This is a genomic window from Chitinivibrionales bacterium (genome assembly GCA_014728215.1).
In the GTDB taxonomy this organism is placed as follows: Bacteria; Fibrobacterota; Chitinivibrionia; order Chitinivibrionales; family WJKA01; genus WJKA01.
The window spans coordinates 99,517-114,509 of record WJLZ01000117.1 but is presented as its reverse complement, the minus strand read 5'-3'; the positions used below and the strand labels follow the sequence as shown (position 1 = coordinate 114,509).

Annotated in this window: 10 protein-coding genes; 1 reads left to right on the top strand and 9 read right to left on the bottom strand. The window is 48.7% G+C overall.

Features of this window, described 5'->3' with window-relative positions; genetic code table 11:
• Positions 1 to 181: 181 nt before the first annotated feature.
• Positions 182 to 763 carry an NAAT family transporter gene (locus GF401_09200; GenBank protein MBD3345223.1) on the top strand — a complete coding sequence of 194 codons (582 nt, stop codon included), beginning with the start codon at positions 182 to 184 and terminating at the stop codon, positions 761 to 763.
• A gap of 225 nt (positions 764 to 988) precedes the next feature.
• On the opposite strand, the gene GF401_09195 is transcribed toward GF401_09200, so the two are convergent.
• From GF401_09195 to GF401_09155, 9 genes are all read right to left on the bottom strand, one after another.
• The gene (locus GF401_09195; GenBank protein MBD3345222.1) at positions 989 to 1,726 is read right to left on the bottom strand and encodes a ZIP family metal transporter; all 738 of its coding nucleotides are present in this window, start codon (positions 1,724 to 1,726) and stop codon (positions 989 to 991) included.
• Between the two features lie 166 nt (positions 1,727 to 1,892).
• Positions 1,893 to 2,273, bottom strand: a complete 381-nt coding sequence (locus GF401_09190) for a DUF2267 domain-containing protein (protein ID MBD3345221.1) — start codon at positions 2,271 to 2,273, stop codon at positions 1,893 to 1,895.
• A gap of 85 nt (positions 2,274 to 2,358) precedes the next feature.
• On the bottom strand, positions 2,359 to 2,802 hold the full coding sequence (locus tag GF401_09185; GenBank protein ID MBD3345220.1) for a hypothetical protein: 444 nt from the start codon (positions 2,800 to 2,802) through the stop codon (positions 2,359 to 2,361).
• A complete protein-coding gene (locus GF401_09180) occupies positions 2,681 to 3,118 on the bottom strand; it encodes a YbhB/YbcL family Raf kinase inhibitor-like protein (protein ID MBD3345219.1) in 438 nt (145 codons plus the stop codon). The genes GF401_09185 and GF401_09180 overlap by 122 nt, the downstream gene beginning before the upstream one ends.
• 180 nt (positions 3,119 to 3,298) lie before the next feature.
• Positions 3,299 to 4,081: a hypothetical protein gene (locus tag GF401_09175; protein ID MBD3345218.1), complete on the bottom strand. Its 783-nt coding sequence runs from the start codon at positions 4,079 to 4,081 to the stop codon at positions 3,299 to 3,301.
• Between the two features lie 369 nt (positions 4,082 to 4,450).
• The gene (locus GF401_09170) at positions 4,451 to 9,580 is read right to left on the bottom strand and encodes a PAS domain S-box protein (protein ID MBD3345217.1); all 5,130 of its coding nucleotides are present in this window, start codon (positions 9,578 to 9,580) and stop codon (positions 4,451 to 4,453) included.
• Positions 9,581 to 9,822: 242 nt separating this feature from the next.
• Positions 9,823 to 12,042 (bottom strand): PAS domain S-box protein, encoded by a 2,220-nt coding sequence (locus GF401_09165; protein MBD3345216.1) that lies wholly within the window; start codon positions 12,040 to 12,042, stop codon positions 9,823 to 9,825.
• A 335-nt stretch (positions 12,043 to 12,377) separates the two neighbouring features.
• Entirely contained in the window at positions 12,378 to 13,271 is an 894-nt protein-coding gene (locus GF401_09160) for a TIM barrel protein (protein MBD3345215.1), read from the bottom strand.
• Entirely contained in the window at positions 13,268 to 14,710 is a 1,443-nt protein-coding gene (locus tag GF401_09155) for a hypothetical protein (protein ID MBD3345214.1), read from the bottom strand. Before GF401_09155 ends, GF401_09160 begins: the two co-directional genes overlap by 4 nt.
• Positions 14,711 to 14,993 lie beyond the last annotated feature (283 nt).

The window sequence follows — 14,993 nt, the reverse complement described above, 5'->3', positions numbered from 1 at the left end:
GGCGCCCCGGGAGAGAATTGGTATGGAGGAGAAGCAATGGAAGATAAAGGGAACGATTAATGAGAATGAAGCTGGTTTCCGGCCTCCCGCATCTGGGTAAACAATAGGAAAATTCTTTATCGTTCATTTTGATCATTCTCGTTATCTTTAATCGATCTTCTCCCCCCCCTTACTTACCACTATGACAACCCTCTCGGCAGCAGCCCTTCTTTTCTTAGTGCTCGATCCTATCGGCAATATCCCCTTTTTTATATCTGTTCTCAAAAAAATCGAGCCAAAACGTCAAAGAATTATCATCCTGCGGGAAATGTGCATTGCCTTTTTGATTCTTGTCATTTTCCTTTTTACCGGGCAATATATCCTTGCATTCCTTGTTTTGTCAAGAGTGTCCCTCAGTATATCAGGGGGAATCATACTGTTTCTTATTGCCTTGCGGATGATTTTTTCCGATTCCAGGGAAATTTTTGGAGCATCACCTGAAGAGGAACCCTTCATATTTCCCCTGGCGGTACCCTTTATCGCCGGACCGTCGGCCATGGCAACCATACTGTTACTTATGGCAAGAAATCCTCAGCGTTGGCCGCAATGGCTGCTTGCACTTTTTTCAGCCTGGTTTCTTTCATTACTTATTCTGCTGATATCAAGCAATATTTCAAAACTTGTCGGCCTGCGAACTATCGCAGCTATCGAACGGTTAATGGGCATGCTTCTAACTACAGTTGCCGTAGAAATGTTTTTGCGTGGTATACAGCTGTTGAAATGATGAAGGAGGAGAAGGATAATGGATGAGGAGCATAGACGAAGGTGAGGTTTTTTTCAAACACACAATCCTGAAATAAGCCCGGGACAGGCGGTCAAGGTTCAAAAAAGCCTCCACTATTTTTAAGTTACCCACATTCTTACCACGTAAACTCCTCCGCCCGTTCATCGTAATCATTCTCGTTGTCTTCAATCCCTCATCCCTCCTTACCCTCACCCATGGCCTTCCTTAAAAAGCATAGGATAACACGAGCATGAGGAGCATGCCGGCAACAAGGAAAGAAAAATGAACTATGGCGTTCCACAATGTTTTATGGAGTTTGATTTCGGGGACAAGGTCCGATGCTGCGATATAGATAAAGTTTCCCGCGCCGAACAGCACCAGTCCGGCGGTCTCGAACCTCAGTGATACATAATAGGCGAGGATGGCGCCTGCCGGAAAGGTGAGTGCCGAAAGAACGTTCAGAATAAGGGCGGTGCGTTTGTTCCAGCCGCCGTGAACCAGTACGCCGAAGTCGCCGAATTCCTGGGGTATTTCATGGCCGGCTGCGGCGATCCAGGCTGCTATCCCTGCCCGGGGATCAATAAGAAAAGTACTTGCAATACCCAACCCCCCTAAAAAATTATGGATTCCGTCACCGATCAGAACCAGGTAGGTCATGGGCTTATGCTTATCTTCGGCCGAGTGATGCGCGTAGTTGTGCCAGTGAAGAAACTGTTCGAGTCCCAGAAAGGTGATAAAACCGCCCATCACCCATATTCCCGCGTCCCGTGGATCGATTACCTGAATCGCTTCGGGAATCATATGGAACAGCGCACCTCCAAGGAGTGTCCCCGCGGCGAGCGCTACAATTGGAAGAAGTATCCGATCGAGCAATCCCTTCTGTAAAATAGCCGTAAAACCACCAACAACGGCTATCAGACTCATCAAAAAACCACCAATAATAATACAGAGCAATTCGTTCATAGTCCAATAAATTAAGGATTAGGAGAACGAGTATGGTAGACAAAAAGAAAGAAACAGACTGTTTTTGTAACGATTTCCATAATGCGCTCGTAACTTCGCGAACCCGGCCCTATTCCCTCTCGTCCATCTTAATCGTTCTCGCATCCTTCAATCCTTCTTCTAACCTTCACGCCTCCTCAACCATTTCAGCCCAGTCTTCCGGAAGATGCTTTTCCCATTCTTGGAGTGTATCGGGAGAAAAGTCCCCTTTGGCTGAGTGCATGATTGTTCGAATAAGATTATGAGTATCTCCGGTTGAAAAACCAAATTGTTCACGAATGTCTTCGATAAACTGTACCACCGAAATAGTGGTGACTGTCTGCTGGTGACTGCGGAGCGTATCGTAGTTCAACGACGGCGGAAAGCTTGCGGTCATTACCCGCGCTTGGTCTTCCTCCATACGGCTGGCAAGATGACCAAGTACCGATTTGATTGCCACTTCGGCAGTCTGACTGTCGGGAATAAAAGGAAGCTCTTCTACACGGCGTCGAAGCATTTCGTAATCCATAGAAACCTCCTTATGGTTAAAAGTAAGAGATAGAGTGATGGAGTAATGGGCTGCAAATCAGATACCCGGTACTCCAATTCTTCCTCTATTCTTTAAGCCGGCTCAATTGTGTTCCCGCGCCTTCCTGTGCGGCGATAAGCAGTGTTTCGGACACTTCCTGTTTGCTCGCACCTGAATTAAGTGCACCTCTCAAATGTTCGCGGGTACAGCGGGGGCAACGGAAAACAGACGCGAGGGCAAGCTGCAGAAGCTCGCGGGTTTTATTATCGAGATTTGTTTCATTCTGGCATGTGTCGTAAAACTGATGAAAGGCTTTTCCAAGATTGCTGTGCTTACAATACCACGGTTCTTTTGCGCCGGCCATATGCCTCTCCTTTCGTTGAATTCCTAACACATGCACCCTACGCTTATTTCTCCGAAGCAAACTGTCCGACCAGTTGCGCCGATGCAAGCTCATGTCCCTGAAGCGCACTTTCGACTTCTTGTCTGCTCGTGCCTCCAGACATACCAAGCATGGTATCGAGTGCATGGAGTTCCCAGACGTAATGATGTGCACCATCGGGTGGCGGGCACGGTCCGCCGTAGCCGATGTTACCGAAATCGTTCTTTCCCTGCTTTCCCGGCGTGCTGTTTTCGGGAATTTCTCCGGTGGGATCGATATTGTAATCAACCCAGTGAACAAAATCCCCCGATGGAGCATCGGGATCGTGCATGATAAGACAGAGGCTCTTCGTACCCTCCGGAAGGTCTTCGATAGTCAATGGCGGATTGATATTCGAGCCTTTACAAGTAAACTTCGCAGGTATAATACCGTCATTCTCGAATGCAGGACTGCTCAGTTTCATAGGACCCTCGCTTTTTTTGGGGTGAAAGGTTTTTGATTACGATTGAAGGAAAAGAAAGTGGATTGCAAAAATGACGTTTTACCTCATACGCCGGCAGCGTTGTGCTCTCATGTTTGTTTTCCACCTTTTTTCGTTTATCCTGATCATTCTCGTATTCGTTAATTCCTCTTAACAATCTATCTACCGTAAATCCTCAAGAATCGATACGATCGGTATTCGTTCTTTACGCATTTCCAATTTTCTGAATATATCCGCGGTATCGAAATCTTCCCACATAGGGCCGACATCGGCGGCATGCGTGCGGGCTTCTTTGGAACCCCTGCGGAACAGACCAAACCGTGCATTTTCATAGTCGAGTAATTCGGGATGGACATCATAGGTGATATGCCCCCGGTTAAAGGTCTTCTGGAGCTGATCGGGATACCGGGGTTCCTCCGCACCGACCTCCTCACGTTCAAGGTCTTCTTCACTCTTGCCGAAGAGCGGATTATAAACACCAACAAGAAACTCATCTTCACGCCGGATACCCAACACCTGCTGGGCATTACCGGGAAGCGCGGGCAATTCCAGAAGGTATACCAGATACATCCGATTATTATGAGGTACCAGGGAATAGACCCCCTCGGCGCAGATTCGCGAATAGGGCTTTTCCAGCGTTGCAATTCCCCTTGTTTCGCCAAACCGTTCCTTCAGACGATTGCGAATGACCATCTCCTTATCGGTAACACAGTCGACCCGTCCGGTAATTTCGTTGAATGTCTCAGTCCTCTGGGGCATAACCGCCGTATCCAGTATCAGCAACCGGAACTTCCGACTTGCCAGAGGATGAAGGACCAGTTGAAGTGACTGGATATCATGGGCGCTCTCGGGATTGTCGGTTTTGGGGCGGTAAAAAAAGAATACATCACCATCCTCTATCCCTGCATAGGATTCTTTCACCGCTTCACGTTCCTCTTTGAGCATATACTGTCCTTTCGATTACTGGATGCTGGTTTCTTGTCGCCTGCTGATCTTCTTCTTCGATTTCATGCTAAGATAAATGCAAAAACCATACCAATGCAGAAGAAAAATCAGTTTACCGTGGCTATTTGAGAATAGGACTTCTTTTTTCGCAAAATTGCAGAGAAAATTATCGAAAGTGAGGAATGAGCAGCAGAAAGAGATTCAAGATTATTCATCCCGATAATGCGGGACTCAACGAAGCCGGGAAAGATCACGACCGATGAACAGGGATGTAATCTGAAGCGTTCAGCATAGTATATACTTACGCTGATTTTTCTCGTCGGTTTTAATTGTTCTCGTTACCATCCTTTTTTTCAGAAAACCGGTTTTTTACTCCACTGTAAAATAGAAGCACGACCCCTTTCCTATCTCGGATTCGGCCCAGATTTCGCCGCCGTGTTTGTGAATTATTCGTTTGACGATCGAGAGTCCGATTCCCGTACCTTTGTATTCCTTTTCGGAATGGGCGCGCTGGAAAGGAGTGAAGATTCTCTTTGCGTTACTCATATCGAATCCTGCGCCGTTGTCTTTTACAAAAAACACCGGGCTGTCCGAATCCTGTTTTACGCCGATTTCGATACGGGGATGTTCGCATTTGGCAGTATATTTCCAGGCATTGCGAATGAGATTTTCCAACGCGAGCTGCATGAGTCTCCGGTCGGCCCGGGTACTCATGCTGTCGTGAATGACAATATCGATTTCCCGCTCCGGATTGGTCCGTTTCAGTTCATCGATAAAATCGCCGGCCATGGCGCTGAGGTCGGTATACTGGATTTGGAGTTCATGACGGGAAATTCTCGAAAGCTCAAGAAGGTCGGCGATGATATTGGTCATCCGGTCGACATTCTTTTCAATATGCTCAAGGGCCTTTTTGCCGTCATCATCAAGGGCTTCATCACTGCATTCTTCGAGCATTTCGGTCATTATCTGTATGTTGTTCAGGGGATTGCGCAGATCATGTGAAACCGAGTAGGAGAACGACTCCAGTTCCTCATTGGTGGCAACCAGCTCACTGGTCCGCCGCTTGAGCGCTTCTTCATTTTTCCTCATATCGGTAATATCACGCCAGGCAACCACACATCCCTTCACCTTGCCTTCCCGGTCGAGAATCGGACCGGCGTTTGCCGAAACATACCGCCAGGAGCCGTCGGGCCCCTTCTGCAGCCAGACATCGTTGACAACAGGTCGCCCTTCCCTGAATACCCGCATGATCGGCAGTTGTTCAGCATCGATCGGCTCTTTGTTTTCGGGATCGACCAGCCCCCAGGCCTCAACGAATTCATCACTACCGAATGCGATACCGTCACGCATACGCTCACCAGTCCATTGATGAAGGGTCCGGCTGATGGTAACCGATTCGCCGATTCCACCGGTGATAACGATACCTTCGGGAACATGGGCCAGAAGGGCTTCGAGAATAACTTTCCCCTTTTCGGCCTTTTTAAAAAGCTCTTCGCGCTCCCGTTCATTCTGTTTTCGCTCGCTGATATCGAGTCCAATCCCCACCTGCCGGCCGTCGGGGATACGAACATTCGCCCAACTGGTCTCCACCGTGTTGCCGTCCTTGCGGGTCATAACAATATCCTTAAATCCCGGCTGTAGAGACTGCATGTAGTCTGCTACCTCCTTGCGATAATGAGGATCGGGATAGACGAGTTCCATTATACTCTTCTGCTTCAGGTCCTCTTCGGTCCAGCCGGTGGTTTCGTATACCTGACGGTTGAGAGTCAGTATCTTCAAGGTGGGTTCGTAGAGAGTAATCATGACCGGAATAGAATCAAAAATAGTGTCGAGTAATTCACGCTCACCCCGAAGGGCCAGTTCGGTCTTCTTGAGATTGGTGATATCCTGCACGGTTCCGAAACCGCCGGTAAGCTCACCGTTCTTATCAAATTCGAAATCAGCGATTTCATGGACCCATTTAATTGTGCCGTCAACAACTATCTGGTGTTCGATATCGTAGGGCTCGCCTTTGAGCGCCGCGTTCCAAGTATGGTCCACGGTCTCCCGTTGGTCCGGATGAACAAAGGAGAGGAAATCTTCGTAGCTCAGTTTCGTGCCCTTCGGCACTCCGAAAATACGGTACGCTTCATCCGACCAGAACAGCTCGTTGTTCCGTGTGTCCATCCGCCAACTTCCCACCTGAGCAACTTCCTGCGCCCGGTTGAGGTCCCTGCGGCTCCTCTGCAAATCCAGTTCAATCTCTTTATGGCCTGTAATGTCACGTATGGTGAGCAGTGCAGCAAACAGATTACCATGAACATCAAATACCGGCGATCCGGAATAACTTCCGATAAACTCTTTGCCGGTTTCAACGCTCTTCACTCTGACTTCATACCCCGAGAAACGTTCAGATCGCAGTGCGCGCGGCATGGGCCACTGTTCAAAGGGCAACTCATTACCATCGAGATCGTAATTTTTCCACAGGGTAGAGGCAGTTTTACCGGTGATATGGGAAGCTTCCTGTGATGAGTATCCATGGAGTGACAGCGAGACAGGATTATGATAGATAATTTCCCCTGTGGGACCGGCGATTACCAAGGCGTCGTTCATGCTCTCCATGATCGCCTGTTGCTGGACGATAAGCAACTCACGCTCCTGTTCGGCTTCTTTTTGTCTGGTGATATCCCGGTTAACCGAACGGCGCCCCATCATTTGCCCGTTATCACCAATTACCGGCCGGCATTTATGTCCGATCCATCGCATCGTTCCATCACGCCGGACAATGCGGAATTCAAATTCCTCCTGTTTGCGCTGTTTCATATTGTCGGCCAGATGGTTCACCATCATTTCCCGGTCGTCGGGATGAATGATGCGGGTATACAGATCGGGGTCCTCCATAAATTCTTCCCTGCTGTAGCCGGTTACAATTTCACATGAGGGAGTCATATAGATAAAACGGTCATCGGTCCCGCGCCAGTATTCCCAATCATAGGTAAAATCGGCAACGATACGGAATTTTTCGGCCGCTTCGCGGAGATCTTTCTGAGCCCGCTTCAGTGAGGTGACATCGCTCCAGGTCATAACAACGCCGTTAACACGGTCATCGGCGGTGCGATAGGGCTGGGTGGAACGGATATACCAGGCATCACCCACAGCGATCTCTCGCGGTGCGATTTCCAGGGTGTCGAGTACAGTGCGGGCATCCAGTTCCAGATCGGGCCCCAGTTTCTTCTGTGACAGGTCGGCGAGCGGCCTGCCGATATCACCGGGTATGAGCGAAACGAGCCCGGTCATTGCAGGCGTAAACCGGCGTACCCGTAATTGATGGTCTAAAAAGAGCGCCGGAAGATTGGTACTGGTCTGAAAATTGACCAGATCGTTATTGGTCTCTTCCTGCTCGGTGATCTTGCTCTGCAACTGGGCATTGACCGTAATCAGTTCTTCATTAAGCGACTGGAGTTCTTCCCGCGAGGTCTCCAGTTCTTCATTGGAGACAGTCAATTCTTCGTTATACGACTGGAGTTTTTCATTGACATTCCTGAGCTGTTCGATATGCTGCTGAAGATCGAGTCGGGTTGCGGTGAGTTCATCCTCGAGTTGCCGCATGGTCGAATCATCTCCGGACGGCGTTTCAGCAATTGCTTTCTGTTCAGCCGCCATGCGCCCCTTTTTCTCTTCGAATACAACAAGGAAATGACTATCACTCTCTTCGAGTTTTGATACGGTGACCGAGAGTTTTCGTTTGTCTATGGTTGCACGCAGCACAACAGGTTCACCATCCTGTGATACCCGGTAGACAGCGCTTCGTATTCTGGTTGCCAGCCGTTTGGGCAGCTGCTCCAGAAGGTTCCGGGTCGGTTCACCGAAGGGAGGCGTCAGATACCGGTTGACCGGGCCGTTATTGAAAAGAACGGTATAATCCTTGTCGATAGCCACCGCAGCCGGAGTATAGGCTGCAAGGAGCACATTCCGGGCCGCGTTAACCACTGCAGCATTGGGCGGCATGGGTTGCGGCTCGGGCTTTTGCTGCTGCGTTGCCGTTGTACGACGAATCGTGGTTGGAAAACGGGAGGGCGCCACACCGGGAAGACGTTTGAAAATATTCGCTTCTTTGGGCTCGAGTTTCTGAAACTGGGCATATTTGCCGGAAACACCTTCAGCCTTGCCCAGAAAAAGATACCGGTTTTCGCCCAGGGCATAATTGAAAATGTCAATGCACCGTTCCTGGCCCCGGGGGTCCAGATAAATGAGCAGGTTGCGGCAGATAATCAGGTCCTGTTTTGAAAAGGGCGGATCTTCGAGAACATCGTGACGGGCGAATACGATTTTTTCTCTGATTTCGGTGTTGACCTCCATGGTCTGGCGGTCTTCGCTGGAGGTAAAGTATTTCGGCCAGTACTCCAAAGGAATATCACCTTCAAAACACCCCGGATAAACCCCCTTTCGCGCTTTTTCCAGGGCCCCATCGTTGATATCGGAAGCAAATATCTGAAAATATTTCTCTTTGCCCGCCCGGTCGAGTTCATCATGGAGCATGATCGCAATGGAATAGCTTTCTTCACCGGTGGAACAGGCCGGAGTCCAGACACGGATGGGTTCATCTTTTTTTTCTAAAATAAGCGAACGGACGACATGGGCCTTCAGCTCCTGCCAGGCGTCGGGATCGCGGAAAAAGGAAGTGACACCGATCAGGAAATCGCCAGCAAGCTGCCGGGCTTCATCAGGCTTATGCTCGATTTCCTGTATGTATTCGTGGACCGATGTAAGGCCCCGAAGCTGCATACGCCGTCTGACCCGCCGCTCGAAAACACTCTGCTTGTATTCCTGAAAACGAAACCCGGTCGTCTTATAGAGCATATCAAAAAAGCTCTTCATATTCTCCGGCGTTGTCAGCTCATCTATTTTTTCCACTTCCTGATGCGTGTCGACAATGTTATCGATGGTCCGGGCGATAGCAGCCGGATTGATTACCATATCAGCGGCGCCTGCGGCAATGACCGCCCTGGGCATGGAAGGAAACTGGGCGGTAGCAGGATCCTGCACGATCATGCTGCCTCCCAATGCCCTGATTTCACTCGCCCCCCGGGCACCGTCACTTCCCGCACCCGAAAGGATAACACCCACCGCACGATCTCCGACAGCCCGGGCAAGAGATATCAACAGATTATCGATAATGTGCGGGGGATGACGCTTGGTTTCAGGATTGATGCGCAGCATACACTTATCAAGGGTAAGTGCTTTCCCGGGCGGGCCGAGATAAATATGCCCCGGCTCGAGGGACGTATCCTCCTCGGGTTCGGAAAAATGGAGGTCCGGACGCTTGTTCCGCAGAAGATCGGGAAGAAGACTCTTGCGCTCCGGGGGCAAATGCTGTACAAAGATTACCGCGGCATGCAGCCTTTCGGGTAAATCGGCTACCAGTTCGGTGAATGCTTCCAGTCCGCCTGCAGAAGCGCCGATTGCGACTATCGGGAAATTATGTTTGGGTTGTTGATTCATAGCTGCCTTCTCCACCATCCTGACACATGCTTTTTAAAAGGACTTTTTGTTATGAATTCGGTGAAATGTAGAGTAATAATATACTATAATATTAAAACACAAATAATACATTGCGAATCACCGGTGCATTTATTATGAAGAGGTTTGGGTCATAAAACCCTGGGTGAATGCAGATATTAATCGGTTAACTGCCGAAGTTCGATTTCCTTCACCTTTAAACTCAAACACTCTCCCCCTTCACCATCGCCCTTGCTTCCCAGCTAGCCCAGCGTAAAATAAAAACATGACCCTTTTCCGGTTTCCGATTCGACCCATATTTCGCCACTGTGTTTTTTGATAACGCGGCGGACAATTGAAAGACCGATTCCAGTACCGGGATACTCTTTTTTGGAATGGGCCCGCTGGAATGGAGCGAAAATCCGCTCCGCATCTTTCATATCGAAACCTGCGCCATTGTCTTTGACAAAAAAGTACCTCTCCTGTCCTTCTTTTCGATAGCCGATTTCGATTTCCGGTTGTTTAGATTTAGAGGTATATTTCCATGCATTTCTGATGAGATTTTCCATAACGAGTCGCATCAACCCCCGATCGGCCATAGCAGTCATGTTATCATGGATATTTACCCCGACCCGGCGGCCGGAATTGCTTTCTTTCAATTCATCGATAAATCTTTCGGCAATACGGCTCAAGTTGGTTTGGGTAATTTCCAGCTCCTGTTTTGAAACACGGGAAAGCTGCAGAAGATCGGAGATGGTATCCGACATCCGGGAAACATTTTGCTTGATATGAAGCAGGCATGCTTTTCCGGTTTCATTAATACGATCCAGATTATCAACCTCGAATACATCGATCAGCGCGGCGATGTTATTGACTACATTGCGAAGGTCGTGGGAGACAGAATAGGAAAAGGACTCGAGTTCACCATTTACGACGGAAAGGTCGCCTGCCTGGCGCCGGAGATTTTCTTCCATTATTTTCTGATCGGTAATATCACGGCTGACACCAACGAGGGCGATTGCATTTCCCTCATGATCCCAGATCGCCTTTCTGCTGTCACTGAACCACCGGTACTCACCGCTTTTAATACGCCAGCGATACTCCATGGGCTTATCCGGTTCATTGCCTGCAATAATTTCGCTCAGGTAATTATTGACAGTCTCAATATCATCGGGATGCAATCGGAAAGCAATCTCTCCAAGGGGTAACTGCTCGATTTCATCGAGTGTAAAGCCGGTAAGTTTTTCGAGCGACGGACTCATGAATGCCAATTTTTCGGCAGCAAGATCGAAGAGGTGAATGCCGTCACGGGAATTCTCGAGCACCAGGCTGAACAGCTTTTCGCGATCTTCAATTTTTTTCCGGGCAGTCATCAGTTCGGTAATATCCTGGATGGTCCCGAATCCACCGGTGAGTACATTATTGTTGTCGAATTCGGGCTCGGAACGAACCCGCACCCACTTAACCTTTCCGTCAACCACAATCCGGTTATCGAATTCACGTGCGTTCCCCTGCATGAGTTCAGCCCGCATCTGTTCAACATTATCCCGGTCGTCAGGATAAATTATGGAAGCAAACATCTCACTAGTTATCTCTTTTTGATCGGCTATCCCAATAATCCGGCATGCTTCATCGGAGCAAAGCGCCTCGCCTTCTCGAATATCCAGCCGCCAGCTTCCGATATGGGCCACTTCCTGGGCCCGATTGAGATATTCACGGCTCTCCTGTAGATTTTTATTGACTCTCTTAAGAACCGCACTGGTATGCATAAGCTCTTCTTCAACTCGGTTGGGGTCGGTAATATCGAGATTGATGCCCGCCCAGGAAACAACGGTTCCCTTTTCATTTCTCACCGGCATGCCACGCCCCAGCACAATACGGATATCACCATTTTTGGCCACAAAATGATGCTCATGCTCGAACGGCTCGCCGGTCCGTATCGAATGCATCCATAAATCGGCAACGTCCTCCCGCTGTTCGGGAACCAGTGTATCGAGCCAGCCAAAGCCGCGGACCTCTTCAAATGATTTTCCCAGCATATCGGTCAGTTTGGGACAAACATGGGTAATATTCCCCGAAGCATCGGCAGCCCAGACACCATAGTCAATCGAATGCCCCATGATCCGGAATAGCTGTTCCGATTCGGCAAGCGCCTCCTTTTCACGGGCTAGCTGCTCGATCAACTGTTCACGGTCATTTTGTATACTATTGCCGGTTGTCTTTTCGGAAAAATTGCCAAAAAAGCGATGAGAACGCTCAAGTTCTTCTTTTTCACGGGCAAGCTTATTGTTCGAACCGGCAAGATTCCGATTGAATATCTCCAGGCCCTGTTGATAGATTTGCATTTCTGCAACAATATCCTTGAGATCTTCCTTACTCATCTTTGAAAAATCATCTGAAGTAAGATTTTTCCATTTATTTGAATCGATCGCCACAGCATCAGCAATAAGTCTTCCGGTCTCAGGGCGGGTTTGTTCAGGCATGAGTTACCCCCATGATTCTTAATGGTGAATCGAACAAAGTCAATCCGGAAATTTGTAACAGCCCAGCACAAAAGGAGTTGTAAATATAAATATTGAACACATACCCGTAAAGATTTTTTTTAATATTACCATAGATAAACCCCGTTCCACTGAGGTTTCCTTGACAATACCACGGAACATTTCAATTAATAAACGATACGTTTACGGTGGTGTAGACTGTACGAATCGAAAAGTTTTTTACAATATACAATATGGCAGGTACAATTCAATTTTTGATTGTTACCGGAGCTGTCCGGGGGATGTTTTCCGGGTAACCGGAAACTGATATGATATATTTATTCTGCCGGCACCTTCTCAAAACTTCCAAACGCCACTGCCGGAGGACTGGCAAGTGCCAGTTCCTGCATAATGCGGCGCAGGTAGAGCCGGGCTTCTCTTGCGCCATGCAAAAGCTTATCGGGATCCATACGCTCATCTCCGGCAACCTCCAGAATAATCCCCCCATGAAAGCCGGTACGCCCCAGTTCCCACAGCAACCGTTTCCATTCGATACCGCCTCGCCCGGGGGGCAGATGATCGTCCCGGTTACCCTTGTTGTCATTGGCATGGATCATTAAAAGAAGTCCCGACAACTTATACATCACATGATGCAGATTGCCCGAAAGATAGGCATGCCCCGTATCAAGGCATGCGCCGGGAATAACACTGTTGATACTTCCCAGAAGCCAGACCATTTCGCTGATGTCTCCGCAGAACAGATGGGGAAGCATGTTTTCGAGCACCACACCGACCCCCAGCGACGAGCATCGTTCACTGATACGATCAAGCACCTCCGCCGCATTTCTCATCCGTTGCATGCGCTCGTGGGCCGGAACATTATAGGTCTTTTCGGGGCCCGGATGGAGTACGAAATATCGTACATTGAGCGTTGCCGCCGCTTGTGCGGCCCGACTTATCTCATTGAAGGCATGTTCCCGTTCGTGATCATTTAATGACGTAATATCTATGTTTTCCGAAAAGGGAGCGTGAAAGGAATAGGTTTCAACATGCTTGTCATCAAGCATGCGCGCCGCCTCCTGTACAGCAGCTTCATTGTGGTAGTCGAGATGGTTTGGTGACGAACATACTTCGATCATATTGAAACCGCTTTCGATAATACTGTCGATACAATCGAATATGCTTTTGGTATAAAAACATCCTGTTGACAATCCTACCGGCCAGTCGCTCATCTGTGGCTCCTTTCCAGGGCTGCCTGCCGTAAACCGCTCAGATCGCAGTATCCTTCCTTTTTAAAGCAGTAACCCTTTTCCTTTGTTGATATACAATTGAAATCGATTAATTCATCGAGTCCGACAGTGATAAGTCCGGCAAACATCCGGGTGTAAACATCCGCCCTGCTCGATGCATTGTAGGCATACCATTCGTTACCCCATCCGAAATTGCGTTCGAACTTCGAGCGGATCAATCCTGCAATATGCCGCGGATGCCATCCAAAGGCATAGAGCCCCCGTACTACCTGCTGCATACCCGCGGGAGTGAGCAGCAGATCGTTGGGATTGGTAAGAATAGTACTGATACACACCGGCAGCAGATTCATATCCAGGTGATCGTACGTGTTGGACCATCGTTCCACCGGCTCGTGTTCCTCTGAATAAAAATCTTTGTGAAACCCCGCGAGCGGCGAGCCGCGATAGGCAGCAATCAACGCCGCCATCGGGCTCCCCATCTCCGGAATAATCGTGTGGGTAGTGCACGCATAGGAAGCACTCTGGGAAAGTGACCGCATTGTATCGAGCCCTTTATAAACATCAAGACCATTCAAGGGTACCGGGGTCATAAGCGGAATCTCATTCCGTATTCCATCATGTAAAATGCCCCCTTTCAACAGAGGTTTAAGATAGGGAGTAAAAGGGGTCTGCAGGATCCGGGTGTTCAACGGATCGGCATATTCTGAGATATCAAGAGAAACGATTTCCCTTCCCCGTTCAGCCGGACCGACAACAACTGCAGTCAATTGCACCGATAAAGGCCCTTTACCGCCGGCTTTCCTCATAATTCGGTGGGCGAAGTATTCGATAACCATCCCCAGACCGGTGTAGGCACATCCAAGGGTATCGTCGACACGGGCATTGCCGAAATATTTGTGGGACCGGTAATAATCGTGCAAATCCCCGCCAATACGTCCGATATCGACCAGAGCATTAAAGGACGCACTTCCTTTCGGTATAGACCATACATAATGATATCCCCGTCCGGTAAGGAGCTGAAGAGGCTCAATCCCATACTCTCCTAAAGTATCAACAAAAGCCTGTCTCACATTCTGCTGCAAACTAAACGTTCGATAAGGATCGAGATAGGCTTCGGCGGGAAAATCAAAATTGACGTATTCAACATCGACATCTGCAATGAGTGAATGCTGATCCCACAGAGAACGAAACAGGCCGTCATTGTACCCCAGAATTTTATCAAGCTCAGACACCGGTTCTGCTGTGGGAAGATATTTGCTTGTATTACCATAGTGGGCAATATACATACACGTAGGCTCCCTGCTGCCGCCGTCACCGAGGAATTCTAAAATGCGCTCTCTCACCGGAGGGGTACGGTAATACTCCTTAATGCGCTCTCTCTCTACATCACGCATCCCTTTTAACACTTCAATTGTTTGCATTATTAAGAACTCTTTTCCTGATTATGACACTATTCAGAATTACCAAAACCTTTGAAAATGAATTCGAGGTGAATTCAAATCCGGAATCTTAAAACAGCACGGCAGCAGATTTTCATCTTGCTGCATCGCATTTTCACTCTGCAACCGGCATTCTCAATTTTCATAAATATGCAATCTACATGCCATTAAATGATTTAACCCTCAGAGCAATGTTTTTTTCAGAATTAGCGCAGTCACTCTGCCGGCATGAAATTTGAATGTTTCTTTATGCGGTCAGCTTAAT